Source organism: Pseudomonas sp. WT-JTC, assembly GCF_056711565.1.
Genome location: NZ_CM160042.1, coordinates 4,434,370 through 4,458,207 on the forward strand (window position 1 = coordinate 4,434,370; position 23,838 = coordinate 4,458,207).

The 23,838-nt window shown below is 62.1% G+C and carries 2 protein-coding genes and 2 pseudogenes; 2 read left to right on the forward strand and 2 right to left on the reverse strand.

Going from position 1 to position 23,838, the window contains the following annotated elements:
- Positions 1-160: 160 nt before the first annotated feature.
- A complete protein-coding gene (locus AC06G5_RS20200) occupies positions 161-10,849 on the reverse strand; it encodes a peroxidase family protein (protein ID WP_413427003.1) in 10,689 nt (3,562 codons plus the stop codon).
- A gap of 674 nt (positions 10,850-11,523) precedes the next feature.
- On the opposite strand from AC06G5_RS20200, the pseudogene AC06G5_RS20205 reads away from it, so the two are divergent.
- Together AC06G5_RS20205 and AC06G5_RS20210 are read left to right on the forward strand one after the other, a co-directional pair.
- A pseudogene (locus AC06G5_RS20205) lies at positions 11,524-12,164 on the forward strand (type I secretion system permease/ATPase); the annotation flags it as partial.
- Positions 12,147-12,508, forward strand: a pseudogene (locus tag AC06G5_RS20210) (DDE-type integrase/transposase/recombinase); the annotation flags it as partial. The pseudogenes AC06G5_RS20205 and AC06G5_RS20210, both read left to right, overlap by 18 nt.
- Before the next feature lie 291 nt (positions 12,509-12,799).
- On the opposite strand, the gene AC06G5_RS20215 reads toward AC06G5_RS20210, so the two are convergent.
- Positions 12,800-23,350 carry a peroxidase family protein gene (locus AC06G5_RS20215; RefSeq protein ID WP_480458197.1) on the reverse strand — a complete coding sequence of 3,517 codons (10,551 nt, stop codon included), beginning with the start codon at positions 23,348-23,350 and terminating at the stop codon, positions 12,800-12,802.
- Between the last annotated feature and the right edge of the window lie 488 nt (positions 23,351-23,838).

Consider the following 23,838-nt stretch of genomic DNA (forward strand, 5'->3'; position numbering starts at 1 on the left):
TGATTTCGCAGTTCGGTTCCAACCTGCTTTGACGAGCGCCAGTACGCTGCTGGCACCCCGATACCTGACGGGCAATTGAATGGAAGGAGAAAGGGAGGGCTTCCATTGCCCTCCCCTCCCTCTACTGTCCCGCCCTCCTGCGACGGTACTGACCAGGACCTCAAGTGGCCAGAATGAAGTCCGTCTGATCAACGGCCGCACTGCTGACACCAACAAGACGGATGGAGTCCGCCCCGAACCCGACCAACGTGTCCGCCCCGTCAGCCGCTATGCTCACGCTGGCAGCGAACGTCGCGCTGGTGATCCCCAGCCCCGTGACATTGAGCAAGTCCTGCCCTGCGGCCGGATTGGCGCCGAAGTTCAGGATCGTATCGTTGCCAAAACCTGCGGCAGCAAACTCGAAAATATCGTTGCCGGCGACGCCGCCACTCATCAGGTCGTTACCGCCACCGCCGATGAGAACGTCGTCACCCGCCCCCCCCACGAGCATGTTGGAGAGCGCGTTGCCGGAGCCCACGAAATTGCCGCCGCCGCCGAAAAACAGATTTTCGACGTCAGCACCCAGGGTGTAGCTGGCGAGCGAGGTCCACACCGAGTCGTTGCCGGCACCGGCAAGCTCGTTCACCACGTCCCCAAAGTCGGTGACTTCGTAGATATCGCTGCCGACACCGCCGGCCATCGTGTCGGCACCTGCGCCACCGATGATGACGTCGTTACCTGCGCCGCCGGTGAGGGTGTCGTTACCCGCGCCGCCCACGATCGTGTTGTTGAGCTCGTTGCCGCTGCCCGCAAAGTTTCCGCTGCCGCCGAAATACAGACTCTCGACGTTGGCACCCAGGGTGTAGCTCGCGAGCGAGCTCCAGACCGCGTCGCTGCCGCCATCGGCGAGCTCGTTCACCACGTCCCCAAGGTCGGTGACTTCGTAGACATCGTTGTCGACACCGCCGGCCATCGTGTCGGCACCTGCGCCACCGATGATGACGTCGTTACCTGCGCCACCGGTGAGAGCGTCGTTTCCTGCACCGCCCACGATCGTGTTGTTGAGCGCGTTGCCGCTGCCCGCAAAGTTGCCGCTGCCGCCGAAGTACAGATTCTCGACGTTGGCACCCAGGGTGTAGCTCGCGAGCGAGGTCCACACCGAGTCGCTGCCGGCACCGACGAGCTCGGTCACCACATCTCCAAGGTCGGTGACTTCGTAGATGTCGCTGCCGACACCGCCGGCCATCGTGTCGGCACCTGCGCCACCGATGAGGACGTCGTTACCCGCACCGCCCACGATCGTGTTGTTGAGCGCGTTGCCGCTGCCCGCAAAGTTGCCGCTGCCGCCGAAATACAGATTGTCGACGTTGGCACCCAGGGTGTAGCTCGCCAGCGAGGTCCAGACCGAGTCGTTGCCGGCACCGGCGAGCTCGGTCACCACGTCCCCAAGGTCGGTGACTTCGTAGATATCGTCGCCAAGACCGCCAGCCATGGTATCGGCACCCGTACCCCCGATGAGCACGTCAGCACCCGCGTCACCATTGAGGAGGTCGTTGCCGCCCAAGCCGTTCAGGAAGTCGTTGCCAGCACCTCCGCTGGCAATGTCGTCGCCTGCCGTGCCGGTCCATGTGTCAGGACCGGCGGTACCGACAAACACATCACCGGAGGCCACCGGGGCCGTAGCGTCGGACGCAACGCTTTCGACCGCACCGAAGTCATCCACGTAACTGACCACCACGCGTACCTGATCGCCGACCTGAGCCTGGCCAAGCGTGAACGTGCTGGCGGTGGCTCCGACGATGTCGACGAAGGTGACCCCATTGGTCTCCTGCCACTGGAAGGTGAACTGCGGATTGCTGAGGCCATCGACGTCGATGATGGTCGACGTGTCGGCGGTCAACACCTGGTTCGGAAACGCGACCCCGAGGATGGTCGGCCCTGCAGTCGGTGCATTGTTCCCCGACGAGTCGACGATCTCCAGCGTCCCCTTGGCATCCTGATACACCGCTCGAACGCGGATGTTCAGACCGGCGACATCATCCGCCACCCGATAGGTGGCGCCGGTTGCCCGCGACACCTCGCCGGCGGCGAAAAAGGTGATGTCTTCAAAGACACCCGAGCCCGCAGCGTTTTCGACCTGCCAGTAGTAAGCCACGGGACCGGTAACCGCACCGGTCGGATTGGCCGCACTCACGTTGTCCGCGTCGCGGACCGACTGGTCGCTGACGCGCAGCAGTTGGCCGGCGACAGACGCGCCGGTACGCACACCGGTGGCATCATCGAGGATCGCCAGACGCCCCACTGGACCGCTGTTCAACGCGGTGCCAACACCGGACGCCTGCGCCTGGTCGGAGAACTGCAGACGCTCGATGCCCGTCAGGCGATCGACACCATCACGCGCCGCCACCAGGTCGGTCACGATGACAGCGTTGCCATCGACTGTGACGGTGTACTCCGATGCATTACCGGAGAACACCGCGGTGTCGAAGTTGTCAGTGCCGGTCAGAATCTCCCGCACGATGACCAACTGACCCGGGTTGTAAGTACCGTTGAGCATCGCCTGGACCATTGGCTCCATGCTGTTGAAACTGGCGATTTCCGCGCCGGTGCCATCAGCGTTTGTCCGTACGCTGATGCGTACGTTCAGCCACTTGTCGCCATCGATGATGTCGTCACCACCGCGCCCTTCGATGAGGTCGCTGCCGCTGCCACCGAGGATGATGTTGCCACCGTCGAAGAATGTCGCTCCGACAGGCAGCAGACCCGCCAGGCCGTTGATCAGGCTGATGTTGGTCAGCACACTGCCGGTTGCACCTGCGGTAGGCAGCGATGTCGCATCTTCGTTATCACCGCGCAGGAAGTCACCGTGGGACGAACCCGACAGACCTTCCATGATGTCGAAACGCACCAGTGCCGAAGCACCCGAACCCGGCTGCACTGGCACATCGAAGAAGCGGTCGCTGTAATCGACGGTCACGCCCTGGGCGAGATCCTTGAAGGTCGCCCAGTCATAGCCGGAGCCGCCGATATAGCGGTCACCCATGCCGAGACTGCCGACCATGATGTCGTCGCCGCCTTCGCCGTTGAACTTATCGTTCTCGTTGCCGCCGACGAATACATCATTGCCAATGACCGGGTCGTTGCCGAGCGGATCGAAGTTATCGCCAGGTGCACCGTCCGAGGTGCCCTTCTCGATCCAGTCGTCGCCTTCGTTACCCATGTCCTGTTCGTTGGCTTTGCTGCCCAGGATGAAGTCGTTGCCCTGACCACCAATGGCCTCGGAGGCGTCCTCACCGGTCACGATGAAGTCGTTGCCGAACCCGCCAATGATCAGGTTGATGCCGTTGCCTCCGTGCAGCACGTCGTTGCCGTCGCCACCCTGGATGTTATCGTCGCCACCGGTGTCGGTGATGATGTCGTCGCCGTCGCCACCGCGCAGCTGGTCGTTGCCGTTACCGCCGTCGATGCGATCGTTGCCGGCATCCCCCCAGACGGTGTCATCGCCATCGCTGGAGATGAGAATGTCTGCGCCGTCAGTACCACCGAGCACGATATGCTCTTCGCCAGCGTAGCGAATGTAGTTGGTGTCCGGCCCCACGGTCAGCGGGTTGTCGCGGAACACCACCTGCTCGCCGTTCGGGCCGAGCGGATCGACGGTGACCAGGCCTTCGTTGAATTGCCTGCCCTGGTCCACTTCCAGGTAGAACCCTGGGTCCGAGAACACCAGGCCCGGCAAGTGCGTGGCCGAGGTGTTGGCCATGATCAACTTGGCGAAGGAGTTGCTTTCAAGTTCGGCATTCATCGACAGGCCAGAGGTACGCTCCAGGTAGTAGAAGCGGTCGCCGTCCTGCAGTTTTTCCAGCTGGTTCTCGAACACGAAGTTGAAGGTCGTGCCGAGCATGCCGCCGAACGGGGTTTTCTCTTCGGCCAGGCCGCCGATCCAGAGGTCGATGGCATCGACACCCGTGATTGTCACGCCCTTCAGGTCGTCGGCAGTACCCAATACCCCATCCTTGCCGGGCAGTGTCACGTTGGCATAGGCCCCCGTACTGTTGAGGAAGTCCAGGCGGTCAGCTGGCGCACCCACACCACCCAGGACCAGCGCCAGGGCTGCAGCGCGTTTGCCTTCCAGCGTGGTTGCCGCGGTGATCGTGTCATGCGTGCCATAGGCCGCGATGAAGTTGATCAACGACTCAGGATGTTTGAGGTGCTGCACCAGGTCGACCCAGCTGGTGTACGGCTTGAGTTGGGTATCACCGGTTTGACTGTAGATGTCGCGGCGGATCGCATTGAGTGAGGGAATTCCCACGTCGCGACCACGGGCGATGTTAAGCGCCGGCAGGTCGAGCGGCAGGCCGAGCAGGTTGTTGCGCAGCGCCTCGGTCACGAACTCGTCGATTTCGTTACCGGTTTGCCGGGTCACCCCTCGCACGATCGCACTGGTCGCATCCTCTGGCGAAACGCCACTGGCGGCGTACGCCAGCGGGTTGAGGAACGCCGCGATCAAGCCCAGTTGCTGATCGGGATTAGCACTGTTCGGATCACCTACCACATTGAAGTCGATATCGTAGCGATCGACGGTCTCGGTCAGCATCGAGTGGCCAAACCGGTACACGGTGTGGGCGAACTCGGCGACGATCGAGGCATCGAGGTCGACGTCGTAGACCTGGGTCGGTGCGAAGAACAGGTCGACGTTGGGCTGGATGGTCCGCGCAAACTCCTCGAACACCAGGTGCTGATACTGCATCTCGGTGCCGAACTTGGCAGCCTGGAACAAGCGCTCGCCATTCCACAGCAGCGCATCGAACTCAGCCTGGGTGGTTGGCAATGCAGCCACCGGATTGAGCAGCCACTCGTTGAGGAAGGCCACGTCACCCGAATCGAGCACGGTGTCCTTGGTCTGCTGGACCAGGCGGTTGTGCTCGGAGTGGAAGATCGCATGCACTGCGGTCAGGCCGATGTTCTCGTTGACCCGGCCGTCGCCAGCGATGTAGTGAGCGTCGAGCAGTTCGTTGTCATAGGTCAGGTTGTTGCCGGCCCCGTCAACAGGCTGCGCATTGCCAACAAGGGTATCGCCATCCGCCTGCAGAACCCCACCGACGATTACCGGCGCCGCATTGTGGTTAATGTCGACGAGGAACTGGTGACCGGTGCGCACAGCATTGGTCAGGTCAAGGGGAGCAAGCGGATTGCCTTCGACAAGGACGTCATCAGGCGTGCCACCCAGACCGTCAACCCCCTTCATCACCACCATCGGGAAGCCGTTCGGCCCCTTGATGAAATTGCCATAGGCGTCCGTCGCCAATAGCGGGGCATTATCGACATCGGCATCGGTAAGGTTGATACCCAGGATGTCGCGGGCCTGCGCCTTGACCACTTTCCAGGTCGCCATGCCACCAATTTCGACGTCGTCAGCGGTTCCAAACTGGCCATCCACCCCCAGGTCCCGGTTGGTGATTAACCGGCCGGTCGCTACGGGGCCGTTGTCGGTCATTTGATAAGCACGCAGGAACACCTGGTGCGACGGGTGCGAGCTATAGGTCTGGTTCTGGTCCACGAACGGCGTGGTGGTGTTGGTTTGCTCATGGATGTCGTCGGCCGTGCCGAGAACGCCATCCGGCCCTGGCAGGTTGGTCGCGCGGGTCAGCACCATGAAGTTGGTCGGGCTGCCAGGCACGAACAACGGATCATCCGGTTGCAGCGGGATGAAGACGGTGCCCGAACCACCTTTGGTGACCAGGTCCAGACCATGATCGAAGAACTGCCCGAAGAAGGTCATCCAGGCGTTGAACGGCGCAGACAACCCTGCGTCCGCCGTGGTGTTCTCGAACAGATACACATCGTGATCGTCGGCAGTACCGAACTGACCATCCATGCCGGGGCTGGCGACGATATGTACGCCATCCTTGAGCACGTCGTCGTTACCCACCGCGCCGAAGTTGAGCACACCATCCAGGCCCGGATCGAAAGCCGCGGCATAGGCCGCCGGGTTGTTCGCCGTCTGATCGACGATCAGGTTACTGATGGTGCGCGGCTGCGAGTCGATCACAAGGCCGCTGTTCTGCGTATACGACGTTCCCCCTTCCGCCGGATTGAAGACCGGATCGGTCAAGCGCGGGAAGACGTTATCGGCGGCACCAAACTCGGTGTGGTTGTTGCCATTGAGGTTCATCAGGTTGTTGTTCGACCCGTCGACCGCACGCAAGCCCAACGGCGCGCGGATATTCGGGATCAGCGAGAGGATGTCCTGACCGGACGCTTCCGCTTCGGCAATCTTGATCTGGTCAAGAATGAAGTTGAGGTCGGAGCGGACCATGTGAAGGCCCGGGCCACCCGCGGTGGCATCGACTACAGGTACCGCCGCCGTTGGCGTGACCGGTGCACCGGGGGCTACGGCAGTCGTTGGCGTGGAGAACAGGATCTCCGTGGTGCCGTGACCGTCCTGATAGATCGCCTTGACCCGCAACGACAACCCGGCGAGGTCAGGAGAGACCTTGAACGCGGTACCATCGGCGCTTTGGAACGCCAGGTCGCCCGCCGGCAACAGGATGATGTCCTCGAATACGCCGCTGCCGGGAGTGGCCTCGAACTGCCAGACGTAGGACACCGAAGAGTTGGTGATTAATCCCTGCGGATTACCAGGCGCGACGTTGTTGCCATCACGTACCCCGGCCACGCTGACAGTCAGCGTGTCGCCCACCGTGATCGCCCCGCCGTTTCCATCCGTAAGGGTAGGACGGCCAACCGGTTGAGCATTCTGCCCCGGCACCAGCACTTGCTGGGTATCGGCGAATTGCAGGCGTTCTATATGCAGCAGGGTATCGGTGCCGTCGCGACCCGCTACGCTATCTGCCACTGTCCAGACATCGTCCGCCACGCTGGCTGTGCCGCGGTCGTCAACGGTAACCGTATACTCGGACGCAATCCCGGAGAAAATGGCGGTGTCGAAGGCCGCCCCGCCCACCGAAGTGCCGGGCATGATTTCCCGCACGGCCTTGAGTTGACCGGGGTTATAGGTGCGGTCCAGCATGAACGGGATCATGTCGACCATGCTGTCGAAGCTGGCGATCTCGGGACCGGTATGGTTGACGTCACCAGGGGCATACACGGCAATTCTGACGTTGATCCATTTGTCGCCATCGATCAGATCATCGCCACCGCGGCCTTCGATCAGGTCACTGCCATTGCCGCCGAGGATGATGTTGCCCGTGGCAAAGCCGGTGGTCGGCAATCCGGCATCGGCCAGGAACTGGTCCAGTCCGCGGATCAACGCGACATTGGTCAGCGCACTGCCCGTGGTACCGCCGTGGTTGATGATAGTGACCGCGTCGACATCATCGCCTTTGAGTACATCGCCGAAATTCGAACCGGACAAGCCCTCGACCTCGGCAAAACGGTCGAGAATCGAGGCGGGCGAGGCGCCGACCGGATTGAACACGCCGGCATTCTGGTTTGGTGCATTGCCGTGTGGTTGCGCCAGCGCAGCCAGACTCAGGTCAACGGTCACGCCAACCTTGTCATTCTTGTAGGTCACCCAGTCGAAACCGGACATGCCGTCCATCTTGTCCTGGGCATCGCTGCCGACAAAGATGTCGTCGCCACCCTCGCCGATCATTTCGTCGAAGCCGCCACCACCGACAAAGATGTCGTTGCCGATCACATCGTCATTGAGCAGCGGCGAGAAGTTATCGCCAGGCGCGCCGTCCTGGGTGCCCTTCTCGATCCAGTCATCACCTTCGTTACCGGTAGGTGGCAGGTTGGTCTTGGCACCGAGGATGAAGTCGTCACCCTGACCGCCGAAGGTGGTGCTGATGTCCTCGGTGGTGATGATGAAGTCCTGGCCGTCGCCACCCAGGATCAGGTTGCCTGCAGCAAGCATGCTGCCGACCACGATCACATCGTTACCGGCATTACCTTCCAGGCGGTTGTCGCCGAACGAGTCGGAAATGATGTCATCGCCCGCGCCGCCCAGTACCGCATCGTTCCCGGCACCGCCTTCGAGGCGGTCATCACCGGCATCGCCGTAAAGGGTGTCATCGCCGTCACCGGAGATGATGATGTCATTGCCGGCGGTGCCGCCCATGACGACATGGTCTTCACCGGTGTACCGCAGATAATTGGTGTCCGCACCGGGGGTGTCGGGGTTGTCGCGAATCACCAGCGGCACGACTTCCACGCCGTTGATCATGATGCCGCCCGTCGGATCGGCGCGGCTATCCAGGCCAAGGCCGGTGAACTGAGTGGCCTGATTCACTTCGAGGGTGAACGTTGGCGTCAGGAACACGGTGTTCGCCAGGTGGGTGACATCGGTGTTGAGCATGATCAGCTTGGCAAAGGAGTTGTTCTCCAGCTCAGTGCCGAAGTTCAGGCCCGCGGTACGCGACAGGTAGTAGAAGCGGTCGCCGTTCTGCAACGCCTCCATCTGGGTTTCAAACACGAAGTTGAACGTCGAGCCGAGCATGCCGCCGAACGGCATTTTCTGTTCGGCGAGGCCACCGACCCAGAAGTCGATGTCGTCGACGCCTGTGATCGTCACGCCCGTCAGGTCATCTGCAGTGCCCAGTATCCCGTCCTTGCCGGCCGTCGTTACGTTGGCATAGGCACCGGTGCTGTTGAGGAAGTCCAGGCGATCAGCCGGCGAACCCACACCACCCAATACCAGCGCCATGGCAGCGGCGCGCTTGTCTGCCAGCGTGGTCGCCGACGTGATCGAGCTATGCGTGCCAAAGGCCGCGATGAAGTTGACCAGCGACTCGGGGTGCTTGAGGCTGTCCGCCAGGTCAGCCCAACTGATGTATGGCTTGAGTTGGCTGTCGCCGGTCATTGCGTAGAACTCACGGCGCGCCTCGTTCAATGTAGGGATGCCCGTGTCGCGACCACGCGCCAGGTTCAGGCTCGGCAAATCGAGCGGCAGACCGAGCAGGTTGTTGCGCAACGCTTCGGTGACGAACTCATCGATCTCGTTGCCGACCTGGCGGGTCACACCGCGAACGATCGCCCCTGCCGCCTGGTCCGCAGTCACCCCGCTGCCGGCGAACGCCAGCGGGTTGAGGAAGGCCGCGATCAGACCCAGTTGCGAGTCCGGGTTGGCCGGGTTGGTGAGGAGCGGATTGAACGCAGGATCGAAGCGATCGACGGTCTCGGTCAACATCGAGTGACCGAAGCGGTACACCACGTGGGCGAACTCGGCGAGGATTGCCGGGTTGATCGAGGTGTCATACCCATTGGGCGCAAGGAATTCGTCGACCTGCGGCTGAATGGTCCGCGCGAACTCCTCGAACACCAGGTGCTGGTACTGCATCTCGGTGCCGAACTTGGCAGCCTGGAACAGGCGTTCGCCATCCCACACCAGCGCCGCGATCCCGGCGGGGGTAGTTGGTATGGCGGCCACGTCGTCAACCAGCCACTGATTGAGGAAGGCCAGGTCACCGGAGGCCAGGATGGTGTCCTTGGACTGTTGGACCAGGCGGTTGTGCTCGGAGTGGAACACATGGTGCACGGTGGTCAGGCCGATGTTCTCGTTTACCCGTCCGTCGCCGGCAATGTAGTGGGCGTCGAGCAGTTCGTTGTCATAGGTCAGGTTGTTGCCGCCCGGGCCAACGGGCTGTGCATTGCCGACAGCGATGTCGGCATCCGCCTGCAGAACCCCGCCGACGACTACCGGCGCAGCATTGTGGGCGATGTCGTCGAGGAAACCATGTCCGGTGCTCACGGCGTTGGCCAGACTGATCGGAGCAGCCCGGTTGCCTTCGACCAGTTGAGTGACGTCATCCGCTGTCCCGGCGATGCCGTCAGCACCGTTACTGATGCGAATCACCACCTGCGGCATGCCGTTCGGCCCACGGATGAAGTTGCCGTAGGCATCGGTTGCCAGCAATGGCACGTTATGTACATCGGCATCAGTCAGATTGATGCCGAGAATGTCACGGGCCTGGGCCTTGACCACCTTCCAGGTTGCCATGCCACCATTTTCGCCGCTGCCGTCATCGGCAGTGCCAAACAGGCCATCGGCGCCGAGATCGCGGTTGGTGATCAAGCGTCCCGTTGCAACAGGATCGCCTGCCGCGTTGAGGGTGTACTCACGCAGGAACACCTGATGCGACGGGTGCGAGCTGTAGGTCTGGCTCTGGTCCACGAACGGCGAGGTGGTATTGGGCTGGCCATCATCGGTCGTGCCGAGTATTCCGTCCGCGCCGGCGGTACGCACCGCACGTGGCAACACCATGAAGTTGGTCGGGCTGCCCGGTACGAACAACGGATCGTCCGCCTGCAGCGGAATAAACACGAAGTCGGTAGCGCTCTTGGTGACCAGGTCGAGACCGTGGTCGAAGAACTGGCCGAAGAAGGTCATCCACGAGTTGAAGCTGGCGGTCAGGCCGACGTCCGGCGACACGTTGGGCATGAAGAACACGTCCTTGTCATCGGCCGTGCCGAACACCCCATCCAGCCCGGGGCTGGTGACTATCTGTACGCCATCCTTGAGCACGTCGTCATTACCCGGCACGCCAAAGTTGAGCACACCGTCCAGGCCCGGGTCGAACGCTGAGGCATAGGCCGCCGGGTTGTTGGCGGTCTGGTCGACGATCAGGTTACTGATAATCCGTGGTTGCGGATCGGTTACCGACCCTGTGCCGGCGTATGCCGGCGATAGAAAGGAAGGATCGAGCAGGCGCGGGAAGGCATTGTCCGCGGCGCCAAACTCGCTCTGGCCGGTGACCAGGTTGTTGAAGCTGCCATCGACGGTACGCAGGCCGAATGGGACCTGAGAGTTGGGAAGCAAATCAATGAGGCTTGCGCCATTGGCATTCGCTTCTGCAATAAAGATTTGTTTGAGGATGAACTCCAGATCCGACTTGTTGAAATTGGCCATTTTGGATTGCCCTCGATCTATTTGGGTAAAGGCACGGGACGAGAGAATCCGCCCGCGCCAAGTCAAGTGCTGGCTTGCGCAGTTTGTTGGTTATGTTTTTTTGCGAGAGATCTGGCGTTACCCGGGACCCGGGATACGCGCCTGGAATTCGCGTGGTGAATTGCTCGCCGGTCGATCAGGCAGAGCGGATTCGAGCCCTGGGCGGGTCATGGAATCTGGAGGAGAAGGCGAACGTCCTGGACAGCCCCTTCCCTCTGCAAAAACACGAAATGATCGACATAGTTCTGCTCCTCTCCGGGAAATCACCACGCCTTGCGTTGCCAAAGCGATGGCAAGCTTCAGGCGGGCGGGCCCCCCGATAACTAAGACTAAAGTTCCATAGCAAATCTTTGTCAATATTACGTCGCTAAAACAGACGACCGGCGTTTAAGCCTCACAACTAGCTGTTTTTAAAAGACATATAGGCTGTTGAGTGCAGGTATAGAGCGAAATGTTATTTCGAATTGATTCGCCGCCACCTACGCTGCTGCATAAGGGAGCAACGCAGCGATTTCGGAAGACTCGCCATCCACAGAGCGACCAGCCTGCGTCTGCATAAGCTGTTTGAGGAACTACATTTACCGTTAGCTGTTGCGCCACAAGGGCAACCGGCTTTTCGAAGTGGGAGGACCAACATGCCCAAGCAGTCGAGCATCCGTTCCGAACTGACCGACGCGCTCTTTCGCCTGCGCCGCAGTTATTACTCGCTGGCAGGGTTCAGAGGCGTCATAAGCGTCATGATGTTGACGCCAGCTATTTCTATGCTGCAGGTCTATGACCGAGCCCTGGTCAGTCGCAACTCACGACGCTGGCGATGTTGACTGTCCTGGTGGCAGGTCTGTTCCTGCTGATGTCCACGCTGGAAATGGTCCGCACCCGCGTGCTGACCAGGGCCGGCAACTGCCTGGACATGGGCCTCAACCGGCGCATTTTCACTGCGGCATTCGAGCGCAACCTGAGCCGCGCCGGAGGTAATCCGGCCCAGGCCGCCCAGGTTCGTCAGTTCGTCACCGGCAATTCCCTGTTCGCTTTCTTCGAAGCGCCGTGGACGCCGATCTACCTGCTGGTCGCCTACCTGATCCACCCACTGCTCGGGCTGCTCACGCTGATCGGCTCGCTGATTCTGGTTGCCCTGGCTTATCTCACGGAAAAGGCGACGCAGAAGCCCTTGACCGAAGCCAATCAGGCCGCCCTCTCCTCCGCCCAATATGCCAACAACAACAACTACAACAACAACAACCTGCGCAATGCCGAGGTCATCAAGGCGCTGGACATGCCTTACGAACAGCGTGGAAGGCCTCAAGGGCTGCTGCTTCACTCGGATCAGTGATCGCAATATGGCAGTCGTCAGTTTCGCCAACGGCTCTGGCGTTACCGCCTGCGCCAGAGCATGAGCCGTCGTGGAAACTGCTGGGATAATGCGCCGATGGAGCGCGTGTTTCGCAGCCTGAAACTGAATGGATACCGACCATGGGCTACATGACGGCCCAAGAAGCGCACCGAGACATCGGCCATTATTTGATGCATCGGTATAACTGGATTCGACCGCTCCAATTCAACGGTGGGTTGGCCCCAGCTCAGGCCGAGAAAAAACTTAACGTCGTGTCCGGGATTAGTTGACCGCTACAGGGCAATGCTTACGCAACTACCTAAGTACCTTTCATGTCCTTCATCCAGAAGAAGGTTGTGTCCTTCCAGCCTTGGGTGGAGAGATTGCGCGCGCCGAACCGGAGGTACGGGTGGCCGTCGAAAAAGGCCTGAAGCAAATACAGAAAGCCTGGTCGATTCAGCCCTCCCTGAATTCCCACACCGAATGCATTCATGAGGCAATTGAGTGGAAAGAGAAAGGGAGGGCATCCATTGCCCTCCCCTCCGCTGTCTACGCTCTCTGCGACAGTACTGGCCAGGACCTCAAGTGGCCAGATTGAAGTCCGTCTGATCAACGGCCACGCTGCTGACACCCACAAGGCGGATGGTGTCCACCCCGATCCCGACCACGGTGTCCGCCCCGTCAGCCGTTATGCTCACGTTGGCAGCGAACGTGGCGCTGTTGATCCCCAGTGCCGCGATATTGAGCAAGTCCTGCCCTGCGGCCGGATTGGCGCCGAAGTTCAGGATCGTATCGTTGCCGAAACCCGCGGCAGCAAACTCGAAAATATCGTTGCCGGCGACGCCGCCACTCATCAGGTCGTTACTGCCACCGCCGATGAGAATGTCGTTACCCGCACCACCCACGAGCATGTTGGAGAGCGCGTTGCCGGAGCCCACGAAATTGCCGCTGCCGCCGAAAAACAGATTCTCGACATCGGCACCCAGGGTGTAGCTGGCGAGCGAGGTCCAGACCGAGTCGTTGCCGGCACCGGCAAGCTCGCTCACCACGTCCCCAGGGTCGGTGACTTCGTAGATATCGCTGCCGACACCGCCGGCCATCGTGTCAGCACCGGCACGACCGATGATGACATCGTTACCTGCGCCGCCGGTGAGGACGTCGTTACCCGCACCGCCCACGATCGTGTTGTTGAGCTCGTTGCCGCTGCCCGCAAAGTTGCCGCTGCCGCCGAAATACAGATTCTCGACGTTGGCACCCAGGGTGTAGCTCGCAAGCGAGCTCCAGACCGTATCCATGTCTGCGCTGGCGAGCTCGGTCACCACGTCCCCAAGGTCGGTGACTTCGTAGATGTCGCTGCCGACACCGCCGGCCATCGCGTCGGCACCTGCGCCACCGACGATGACGTCGTTACCGCCACTGCCGTTGAGGACGTCGTTACCCGCACCGCCCACGATCGTGTTGTTGAGCGCGTTGCCGCTGCCCGCAAAGTTGCCGCTGCCGCCGAAATACAGATTTTCGACGTTGGCACCCAGGGTGTAGCTCGCCAGCGAGGTCCACACCGAGTCGTTGCCGGCATCGGCGAGCTCGTTCACCACGTCCCCAAGGTCGGTGACTTCGTAGATGTCGCTGCCGACACCGCCGGCCATCGCGTCGGCACCTGCGCCACCGATGAGGACGTCGTTACCCGCACCACCCACGAGCGTGTTGGCGAGCGCGTTGCCGGTGCCCGCAAAGTGGCCGCTGCCGCCGAAATACAGATTCTCGACGTTGGCCCCCAGGGTGTAGCTCGCCAGCGAGGTCCAGACCGAGTCGTCGCCGGCACCGGCGAGCTCGCTCACCACGTCCCCAAGGTCGGTGACTTCGTAGATATCGATGCCCGCACCGCCGGCCATCGTGTCGGTACCGCCACCGCCGATGAGCACGTCATTGCCCGCGTCACCATTGAGGATGTCGTTGCCGCCCAAGCCGTTCAGGAGGTCATTGCCATCACCTCCGCTGGCCACGTCGTCGCCTGCGGTACCGGTCCATATGTCGCCCCCGGCGGTACCGACAAACACATCACCGACCACTGTCGTTGCGGCAGAGGTGACTCGCTCAAGTGTGCCGAGGTCATCGGTGTAACTCGCGACGATACGCAGTTGCTGACCGACCTGCGCCTGGCCGGGCGTGAAGGTCGTGCCCGTCGCGCCGGCGATGTCGGCAAAGATTGCACCGTTCCCCGCCTGCCACTGACGGGTAATCACCGAGGTTGTGGTCCCGTTGGCGTCGGTGAACGCATCCGTGGCGGTCAAGGCCGAGCCTTCCGTCGGGGTCGTATCGCTGATCAGCACAGTGCCAACCGGCAGGACGTTGAAGGGGCTGCCGCCGAGCGGCGCAGTTGGCGCGGTCGGCGCCGAGAACACGCTTTCCAGCACGCCGTGGGCGTCCTGATAGACGGCCCTGACGCGCAGCAGCAGTCCCTCCTCAGCCGCGGTCACCGTGAAGGTCGGACCGGTCGCGGTTCCTAGTCCGCCTCCGAGCGCAATACCGATGTCGTCGAAGATACCGGTGCCCGGGTTTGTTTCGACCTGCCATACGAAGGCGATGGGACTGGCGATCGCACCTGCGCTAGCGACATTGTCCGCATCGCTGACGGTGTCGGCCAACACCGTCAACACTTGGCCAACGGCCGGCGTGCCATCGCTGATCCTCAGCAAGCCCACCGGCTCGGCGTTCAAGCCCGCCACCAGGACCCGCGACTGATCGGCGAACTGCAGCCGCTCGATACTGCTGAGCCTGTCAGTGCCGTCCCGACCGACGACGCTGTCGGCCACGGTGACCGTGCCGTCGACGTTCTCGGTGACGGTGTAGTCGGCCAGAAGGCCGGTGTACAGGGCCGTGTCGAAGGAATGGCCAGGGTTAAGGGGGTCAGGCGCATCCGTCAGGATCTCACGGACGGCAACGAGTTGGCCGGGGTTGAAGGTGCCGTTGAGCATGAGCGGCTCCAGCTGGACCATGCTGTCGAACGTTGCGATCTCCGGACCTGTGCCATCAATGTTCTGCCGCACGCTGATACGTACGTTGAGCCACTTGTCACCGTCGACCAGGTCATCGCCACCACCACCTTCGATGATGTCGCTGCCGCCGCCGCCGAGGACGATGTTGCCGGCGCCGAACTGATCGTCGGCCGTGCCGGCGATGCCATCCACCCCGTTGCCGGCGGCGCCGACGAACGAGCGCAGGCCGCTGACCAGGTCGAAGTTGGTGAGCACGCTGCCCTGAGCACCGGCAGCCGCGATCACGGTGGCATCGGCATCATCGCCACGCAGGATGTCGCTGAAGTGCGATCCCGTCAGACCTTCCACCAGCTGGAACCGAGCCACGGTTGCCGCCAACTCCGGCAGTGGCGGCGCGATAGCGATGTCGGCGAGGCCCAGGTCGACGGACACGCCGAACGGGTCGTCCTTAAAGCCGGCCCAGTCGTAACCGGAGCCACCCAGGTAGCGGTCCCCCGCGCCGCCGTTGCCGAACATGATGTCGTCGCCACCTTCGGCCATGAATCTGTCGGGCGCGCCGGTGCCGATGAAGATGTCGTTACCGCGTATCAAGTCGAGCCCGTTCGGGTCGAAATTGTCGCCGGGAGCACCATCGGCGGTTCCCCTCTCGATCCAGTCGTCACCTTCGTTACCCATCAGTTGTTCGTCGGCCATACTGCCCATGATGAAGTCGTCGCCCGCGCCACCGAAGACCTCCGAGGAGTCCTCACCGGTGACGACGAAGTCCTTGCCGGAGCCGCCGAGGTTCAGGTTCACGCCGTTGCCACTGTGGATGACGTCGTTGCCGTCGCCGCCATGAATGGTGTCGTCGCCACCCATGTCGGTGATGATGTCGTCGCCGTCGCCCCCGATGATGAAGTCGTTGCCGTAGCCACCTTCGAGGCGGTCATTGGCACCGTCGCCATAGAGCGTGTCGTCGCCGTCGCCAGAAACGAGAATGTCATTGGCGGCCGAGCCACCGAGCACCACATGGTCTTCGCCGGTGTACTGCAGGTAGTTGGTATCAGGGCCGACCGTCGCAGGGTTGTCCCGAATGACCAGCGGCGTGAGGAGAATGCCGCCGACAGGGTCGGCATTACCGGGCAGGTCGTCGATGGTGCCCACGATGCCGTCCGGACCGGCAATCACACTCGCGTTGAACTGCCTGATCGGGTCGACCTCCAGGGTAAAGGCCGGGGTCAGGAACATGACGGCCGGGAGGTGGGTCGCATCGGTGTTGGCCATCACCAGCCTCGCGAACGAGTTGTTCTCCAACTCGGTGACGAAGTTAAGCCCCGCGTTGCGTTCCAGGTAGTAGAAACGGTCGGCGTTCTGCAGTTTCTCCATCTGGTTCTCGAACACGAAGTTGAAGGTCGAGCCGAGCATGCCGCCAAACGGCATTTTTTCCTCGGCGAGGCCACCGATCCAGAGGTCGATGGCATCGACGCCCGTGACCGTCACATCCCTCAGGTCGTCGGCAGTACCCAGTACTCCATCGCTGCCGGCCAGCGTTACGTTGGCAAAGGCGCCGGTGCTATTGAGGAAGTCCAGCCGGTCCGCCGGCTCGCCGGCGCCGCCCAACACCAGGAGCGTGGCCGCTGCGCGCTTCCCGTCGAGCGTGGTGGCGCTGGTAATGGAGGCGTGCGTGCCATAGGCGGCGATGAAGTTGATCAGCGATTCCGGGTGCTTCAGGTGTTGCACCAGATCGGCCCAGCTGATGTAGGGCTTCAGGTTGCTGTCGCCGGTCGCGGTGTAGAACTCACGACGCGCCTCGTTCAGGGTCGGAAGCCCGGTATCCCGGCCGCGCGCGATGTTGATGGCGGGCAGGTCGAGCGGCAGGCCCAGCAAGTTGTTGCGCACTGCTTCGGTGACGAACTCATCGATCTCGTTACCGACCTGGCGCGTCAAGCCGCGGACGATGGCACCGGCCGCCTGTTCCGGGGTCGGGCCGCTGGCCGCAAACGCCAGCGGATTGAGGAAGGCCTGAATCAGGCCGATCTCGCTCGAGGCGAAGTTGGGGTCCAGCCGGTCGATAGTCTCGGTCAGCATCGAGTGGCCGAGGCGGTAGACCGCGTGCGCGAACTCGGCGACGATCGCCGGGTCGATCTCGGTTTGATAATTCTGGTGTTCGCCAAGGAACGGATCGATGTTCGGCTGAATGGTACGCGCGAACTCTTCGAACACCAGGTGCTGGTACTGCATCTCGGTACCGAATCTCGCCGCCTGGAACAGGCGCTCTCCGTTCCAGTGCAGGGCAGCGATCTCAGCCGGGGTTGTTGGCAACACCAACAATTGGGCATCAGGCATCAGCCACTGGTTCAGGAAGTTGACATCGTTGGAGGCGATGGCCACATCCTTGGTGTGCTGGACCAGACGGTTGTGCTCCGAGTGGAAAATCGCGTGGACGGTGGTCAGGCCGATGTTCTCGTTGACCCGGCCGTCACCGGCGATGTAGTGCGCGTCGAGCAGTTCATTGTCGTAGAAGCCTGCGGCCACCGGTCCGCCGGCAACGAGGTCGGCATCGGCCGTCAGTGGCGCACCGGTCTGGCTGTCCACCGGAACGGCGTTGTGGGCGATATCGATGAGGAACTGGTGGCCGGTGCGCACGGCATTGACCAGGCTGATCGGCGCAGCAGGATTACCCTCGACGAGAACATCATCGGCGGTATCGGCGATACCATCCGCGCCCCTCATCATGACCATCGGGAAGCCGTTCGGGCCCTTGATGAAATTGCCGTAGGCGTCGGTGGCGAGCAGCGGCACGTTGTCGAAGTCGGCATCGGTAAGATTAATGCCAAGCAGATCGCGCGCCTGCGCCTTCACCACTTTCCAGGTGGCCATCCCACCGATTTCGACGTCGTCCGCAGTGCCGAACAGGCCATCGGCGCCCAGGTCACGATTGGTGATCAGCCTGCCGGTCGCCACCGGATCGCCGGCGGCATTGAACTCGTAGGCGCGCAGGAACACCTGGTGCGAAGGGTGCGAGGTATAGGTCTGGTTCTGGTCGACGAACGGCGTGGTGGTGTTTGAAGCCTCGTGGATGTCGTCGGCGGTGCCGAGGATGCCATCAGGCCCTGGCAGGTTGGTGGCCCGCGTCATCACCATGAAGTTGGTCGGGCTGCCCGGAACGAACAGCGGATCGTCCGGCTGCAGCGGGATGAACACCGTGCCGCTGCCGCCCTTGGTCACCAGATCGAGGCCATGGTCGAAGAACTGACCGAAGAAGGTCATCCACGGGTTGAACGGCGCGGACAGACCCACGTCCGGCGACTGGTTAGGCATGAAAAAGGTCTGGAAGGTCGTGCCGTCGGTACGGGTTCCAGTAACGACCTGCGCACCGTCCTTCAAGACATCGTCAACCGTGCCGAGGATGCCATCCGGACCGGGATCGAACGTGGCCGCGACCGCTGCCGGGTTGTTGGCGGTGTTGTCGGCGATCAGATTGCTGATGGTCCGTGGCTGCGAGTCAGTCACCAGGCCGCTGGTCTGAGCGTAAGAGGTTCCCGCTTCCGCCGTATCGAACTGCGCCGGAACCAGTCGCGGGAAGACCGTGTCGGCTGCACCGAACTCGTTCTGACCCGTCACCAGGTTGTTGAACGACCCGTCGACCGTGCGCAGGCCCAAAGGCACCCGTGCATTCGGCAGCATGCTGAGGAGATCCTCACCGGCAGCATTCCTTTCCGAGATCAGAATCTGGTCGAGAATGAACTGCAGATCGGCCCGGATATAGTGCACACCCGTGCTGGCGACCGGAGTCTCGGCCGGCAGCGGGGCTGCCGGTGGCGGAGCAACGCCGGCTACGACCGCTGCGGTTGGAGCAGAGAACGCAGTCTCAAGCACACCATTTTGATCCTTGTAGACGGCCCTGACGCGCAATTCCAGCCCGGCGAGATCCGGGGTCACCCTGAAGGTCGGCCCGGTTATGTGCGCCAATGCTGCGCCCCCGTCCGCAATACGGGTGATGTCCTGAAAGACGCCCGTACCCGGGACTGCTTCGAACTGCCAGTAGAAGGCGATCGGTCCGGTGATGGCACCGCCGGCGTTGTCGGCATCGGTCACGCCGGCAGCCGACACCCTCAGCAGCTGCCCCGTGGTCGGCGTAGCGTCCGGGGTGTTGCTGGCAGCGTCGAGGATGGCCAGCAAGCCCAGCGGGTCGTTGTTGAGCCCGACCCCGCCTGGCAGGGTGAGCGACTGATCGTTGAACTGCAGCCGCTCGATATTGGTCAGGCGGTCGGTGCCGTCGCGCCCGACGACGCTGTCGGCCACGGTGGTCACGCCACCCACAGTGGTGACGGTATAGTCGAGCCGGTTGCCAGTGAACAAGACCGTGTCAAAGGCGGGGGCATCCGTCAGTACCTCGCGGACGATGACCAACTGACCGGGGTTGAAGGTGCCATCGAGCATGAACGGGATCATGGGCTCCATGCTGTCGAAGGTGGCAATCTCCGGCCCGGTTCCGTCAAGGTTCTGGCGCACGCTGATGCGCACATTCAGCCACATGTCGCCGTCGATCAGGTCGTCACCGCCGCGGCCTTCGACGATGTCGCTGCCACCACCGCCGAGGAGGATGTTGCCAGCGCCGAACTGATCGTCTGCCGTGCCCAGGATACCGTCCGGGCCGGCTGCAGCCGCGCCAAGAAACGCCCGCAGACCGTTGACGAGGTCAATATTGGTGAGCACGCTGCCTGGGACGCCGGCAGTGGCGATCGTGAGCGCGTCGGCATCATCGCCGGTCAGCATGTCGCTGAACGCCGACCCAGACAGACCTTCCACCTGGGCGAACTTGGTATGCACGCCTGCAACCGAAGGCGACAGGGCCGATTGTTCGAAGGCGATGCGGCTCATGTCCACAGTCACGCCGTAATGATCATCCTTGTAGGTGGCCCAGTCGAAACCGGACATGCCCAACATCTTGTCCGGGCCCTCACTGCCGATGAAGATGTCATCGCCGCCTTCACCGATCATTTCATCGAAGCCGCCGTCACCGCTGAAGACGTCGTTGCCGGCGACCAACTCTGCCAGCAAAGCCAGTGGCAGGTTACCGGCGAAATTGTCGCCGGGGGCGCCGTCCTGGGTCCCGACCTCGATCCAGTCGTCGCCATCGCCGCCCATCATTTGTGCGTTCAGCCGGCTGCCGAGCATGAAGTCATTGCCGGCGCCGCCGAAGACCTCCGTAAAGTCGTCGCCGGTGACGATGAAATCGTTGCCGTCACCGCCGAGGACGATATTGGTGCCGTTGCCGCTGTGGATGACGTCGTTGCCGGCCTCGCCGTGGATGACGTCGTCGCCGCCCATGTCGGTGATGATGTCGTCGCCATCGCCACCCTCGAGCTCGTCATTGCCGTAGCCGCCTTCGAGGCGATCATTACCGGCGTCGCCCCAGAGCGTGTCGTCGCCGTCGCCAGAGACGAGAATGTCATTGCCGGCGGTGCCGCCGAGCACGACATGGTCTTCGCCGGTGTACTGCAGGTAGTTGGTATCGGGACCGACCGTGTTGGGGTTGTCGCGGATGACCAGCGGCGTGATCTCGACGCCGTTGATCATGGTGCCGCCAGTGGGATCGGTGTTGCCAGGCAGGTCGTCGACAGTGCCCACAATGCCGTCCGGACCGGCAATCACGCTCCGGTTGAACTGCCTGGTGGGGTCGACCTCGAGAGTAAAGGTCGGGCTCGAGAACATGAGGGCCGGGAGATGGGTCGCGTCGGTGTTGAGCATCACCATCTTGGCGAACGAGTTGTTCTCGAGCTCGCTCAGGAAGTTGAGTCCCTGGGTGCGGTGCAGGTAGTAGAGCCGGTCGCCGTTTTGCAGCTTCTCGAGCTGGTCCTCGAAGACGAAGTTGAAGGTCGAGCCAAGCATCCCGCCGAACGGCATTTTTTCCTCGGCCAGGCCGCCGATCCAGAAGTCGATGGCATCAACGCCGGTAATGGTTGCCCCATTTGCCAGGTTGGCATAGACGCCGGTGCTGTTGAGGAAGTCCAGGCGATCCGCCGGCTCACCGACGCCGCCCAACACCAGGAGCGTGGCCGCTGCGCGTTTCGCGTCGAGCGTGGTGGCGCTGGTAATGGAGGCGTGCGTGCCGTAGGCGGCGATGAAGTTGATCAGCGATTCCGGGTGCTTCAGGTGTTGCACCAAATCGACCCAGCTGGTGTAGGGCTTCAGCTGGCTGTCGCCGGTGCCGGCGTAGAATTCACGGCGCGCCGCGTTCAAGGACGGAATGCCGGTATCACGGCCGCGCGCGATGTTGAGGGCGGGCAGGTCGAGCGGCAGGCCCAGCAAGTTGTTGCGCACCGCTTCGGTGACGAACTCATCGATCTCGTTGCCGACCTGGCGCGTCAAGCCGCGGACGATGGCGCCGGCCGCCTGCTCCGGGGTCGGGCCGCTGGTCGCAAACGCCAGCGGGTTGAGGAAGGCCTGAATCAGGCCGATCTCGCTGGAGACGAAGTTGGGGTCGAGCCGGTCAATGGTCTCGGTCAGCATCGAGTGGCCGAAGCGAAAGACCGTGTGCGCGAACTCGGCGACGATCGACGGATTGATTGTGTCATCGAAGTCAAGGAAGGCATCGACCTGCGGTTGAATGGTGCGCGCGAACTCTTCGAACACCAGGTGCTGATACTGCATCTCGGTGCCGAATTTCGCCGCCTGGAACAGGCGCTCACCGTTCCAGTTCAAGGTCGACAGATCAGCAGGAACAGACGTGACGGGCGTCAGCAGCCACTGGTTCAGGAACGTCAGGTCGCCGGCGGCCGCTGAGGCGAGGACCGTGTCCTTGGTCTGCTGGACCAGCCGGTTGTGCTCCGAGTGGAAGATGGAGTGGACGGTGGTCAGGCCGATGTTCTCGTTGACCCGGCCATCGCCGGCGATGTAGTGCGCGTCGAGCAGCTCGTTGTCGTAGGAGCCTGCGGCAACCGGGCCGCCGGCAACGAGGTCGGCATCGGCCGTCAGTGGCGCACCGGTCTGGCTGTCCACCGGGCTGGCATTGTGCGCGATGTCGATGAGGAACTGGTGACCGGTGCGGATCGCCAGCGACGCGTCGATCGGCGCCAGCGGATTGCCCTCGACCAGGCCGGTCGCGGTCACGATCTGCGCAAAGCCGTTCGCCCCCCGAATGAAGTTGCCGTACGCATCGGTCGCCAGCAGCGGCAGGTCGAGGACGTCGAGATCGTCGAGATCGATGCCAAGCATGTCGCGCGCCTGCGCCTTCACCACTTTCCAGGTGGCCATGCCGCCGATTTCGACGTCGTCGGCAGTGCCGAACAGGCCATCGGCGCCCAGGTCACGATTGGTGATCAGCTTGCCGGTCGCCACCGGCTTGCCGGCGGCATCGAGTTCATAGGCGCGCAGGAACACCTGGTGCGAGGGGTGCGAGCTGTAGGTCTGGTTCTGATCGACGAATGGCGTGGTGGTGTTTGAAGCCTCGTGGATGTCGTCGGCGGTGCCGAGGATGCCATCGGGCCCGGGCAGGTTGGTGGCCCGCGTCAACACCATGAAGTTGGTCGGGCTGCCCGGAACGAACAGCGGATCGTCCGGCTGCAGCGGGATGAACACCGTGCCGCTGCCGCCCTTGGTCACCAGATCGAGGCCATGGTCGAAGAACTGACCGAAGAAGGTCATCCACGGGTTGAACGGCGCGGACAGACCCACGTCCGGCGACTGGTTCGGAATGAAAAAGGTCTGGAAAGTCGTGCCATCGGTACGGGTTCCAGTAATGACCTGCGCACCGGCCTTCAAGACATCGTCAACCGTGCCGAGGATACCATCCAGACCGGGATCGAAAGTGGCCGCGACCGCCGCGGGGTTATTGGCGGTATTGTCGACGATCAGGTTGCTGATGGTGCGTGGCTGCGAGTCGATCACCAGGCCGCTGGTCTGGGTGTAAGAGGTGCCCGCCTCAGCCGGGCGGAAGACTGGAGTGGTCATGCGCGGGAAAATGTTGTCGGCTGCGCCGAACTCGCTCTGACCGAGTCTCAGGTTGTTAAACGTCCCGTCGACTGTACGCAGACCGAAAGCAAATTCCGGGTTCGGTATCAGGCTGGCGAGCGACTGGCCAGCAGTATCCGCTTCCGCGATGAAAATCTGCTGGAGAATGAACTCCAGGTCCGACTTGTTGAAATTGGCCATTTTGGATTGCCCTCGATCTGTCTGCACAAAGGCACGGGACGAGAAAATCCTCCCGCGCCCAGTCAAGTGCTGGCTTACGCAGTTTGTAAGTCATGTTTTTTGGCGAGAGATCTGGCGTTACCCCGGACCCGGGATACGCGCATGAAATTCGCGTAGAGAATTGCTCGCCGGTCGATCAGGCAGAGCGGATACGAGCCATGGGCGGGCCATGGAATCTGGAAGTGAAGGCGAACGTCCTGGACAGCCCTGTCCCTCTGAAAAAGCACGAAATGAGCGACATGATTCTGCTCCTCTCAGGAGAATCACCGCGCCTTGCGTTGCCAAAGCGATGGCAAGCTTCAGGCGGGTGGCCCCCCCGATAACTAAGACTAAAGTCCCATGGCAATTCTTTGTCAATATTACGTCGCTAAAACAGACGACTGGTCCTTTAGTCTTACAACTAGCTGTTTTTAAACGACATATAGGCGGTTGAGCGCAGGTATAGAGCG

What these genes read in the sequence shown, in the direction of transcription:
- AC06G5_RS20200 (WP_413427003.1), bottom strand. Translation starts at nt 10,849, where the DNA reads ATGGCCAATTTCAACAAGTCGGATCTGGAGTTCATCCTCAAACAAATC.
- AC06G5_RS20215 (WP_480458197.1), bottom strand. Translation starts at nt 23,350, where the DNA reads ATGGCCAATTTCAACAAGTCGGACCTGGAGTTCATTCTCCAGCAGATT.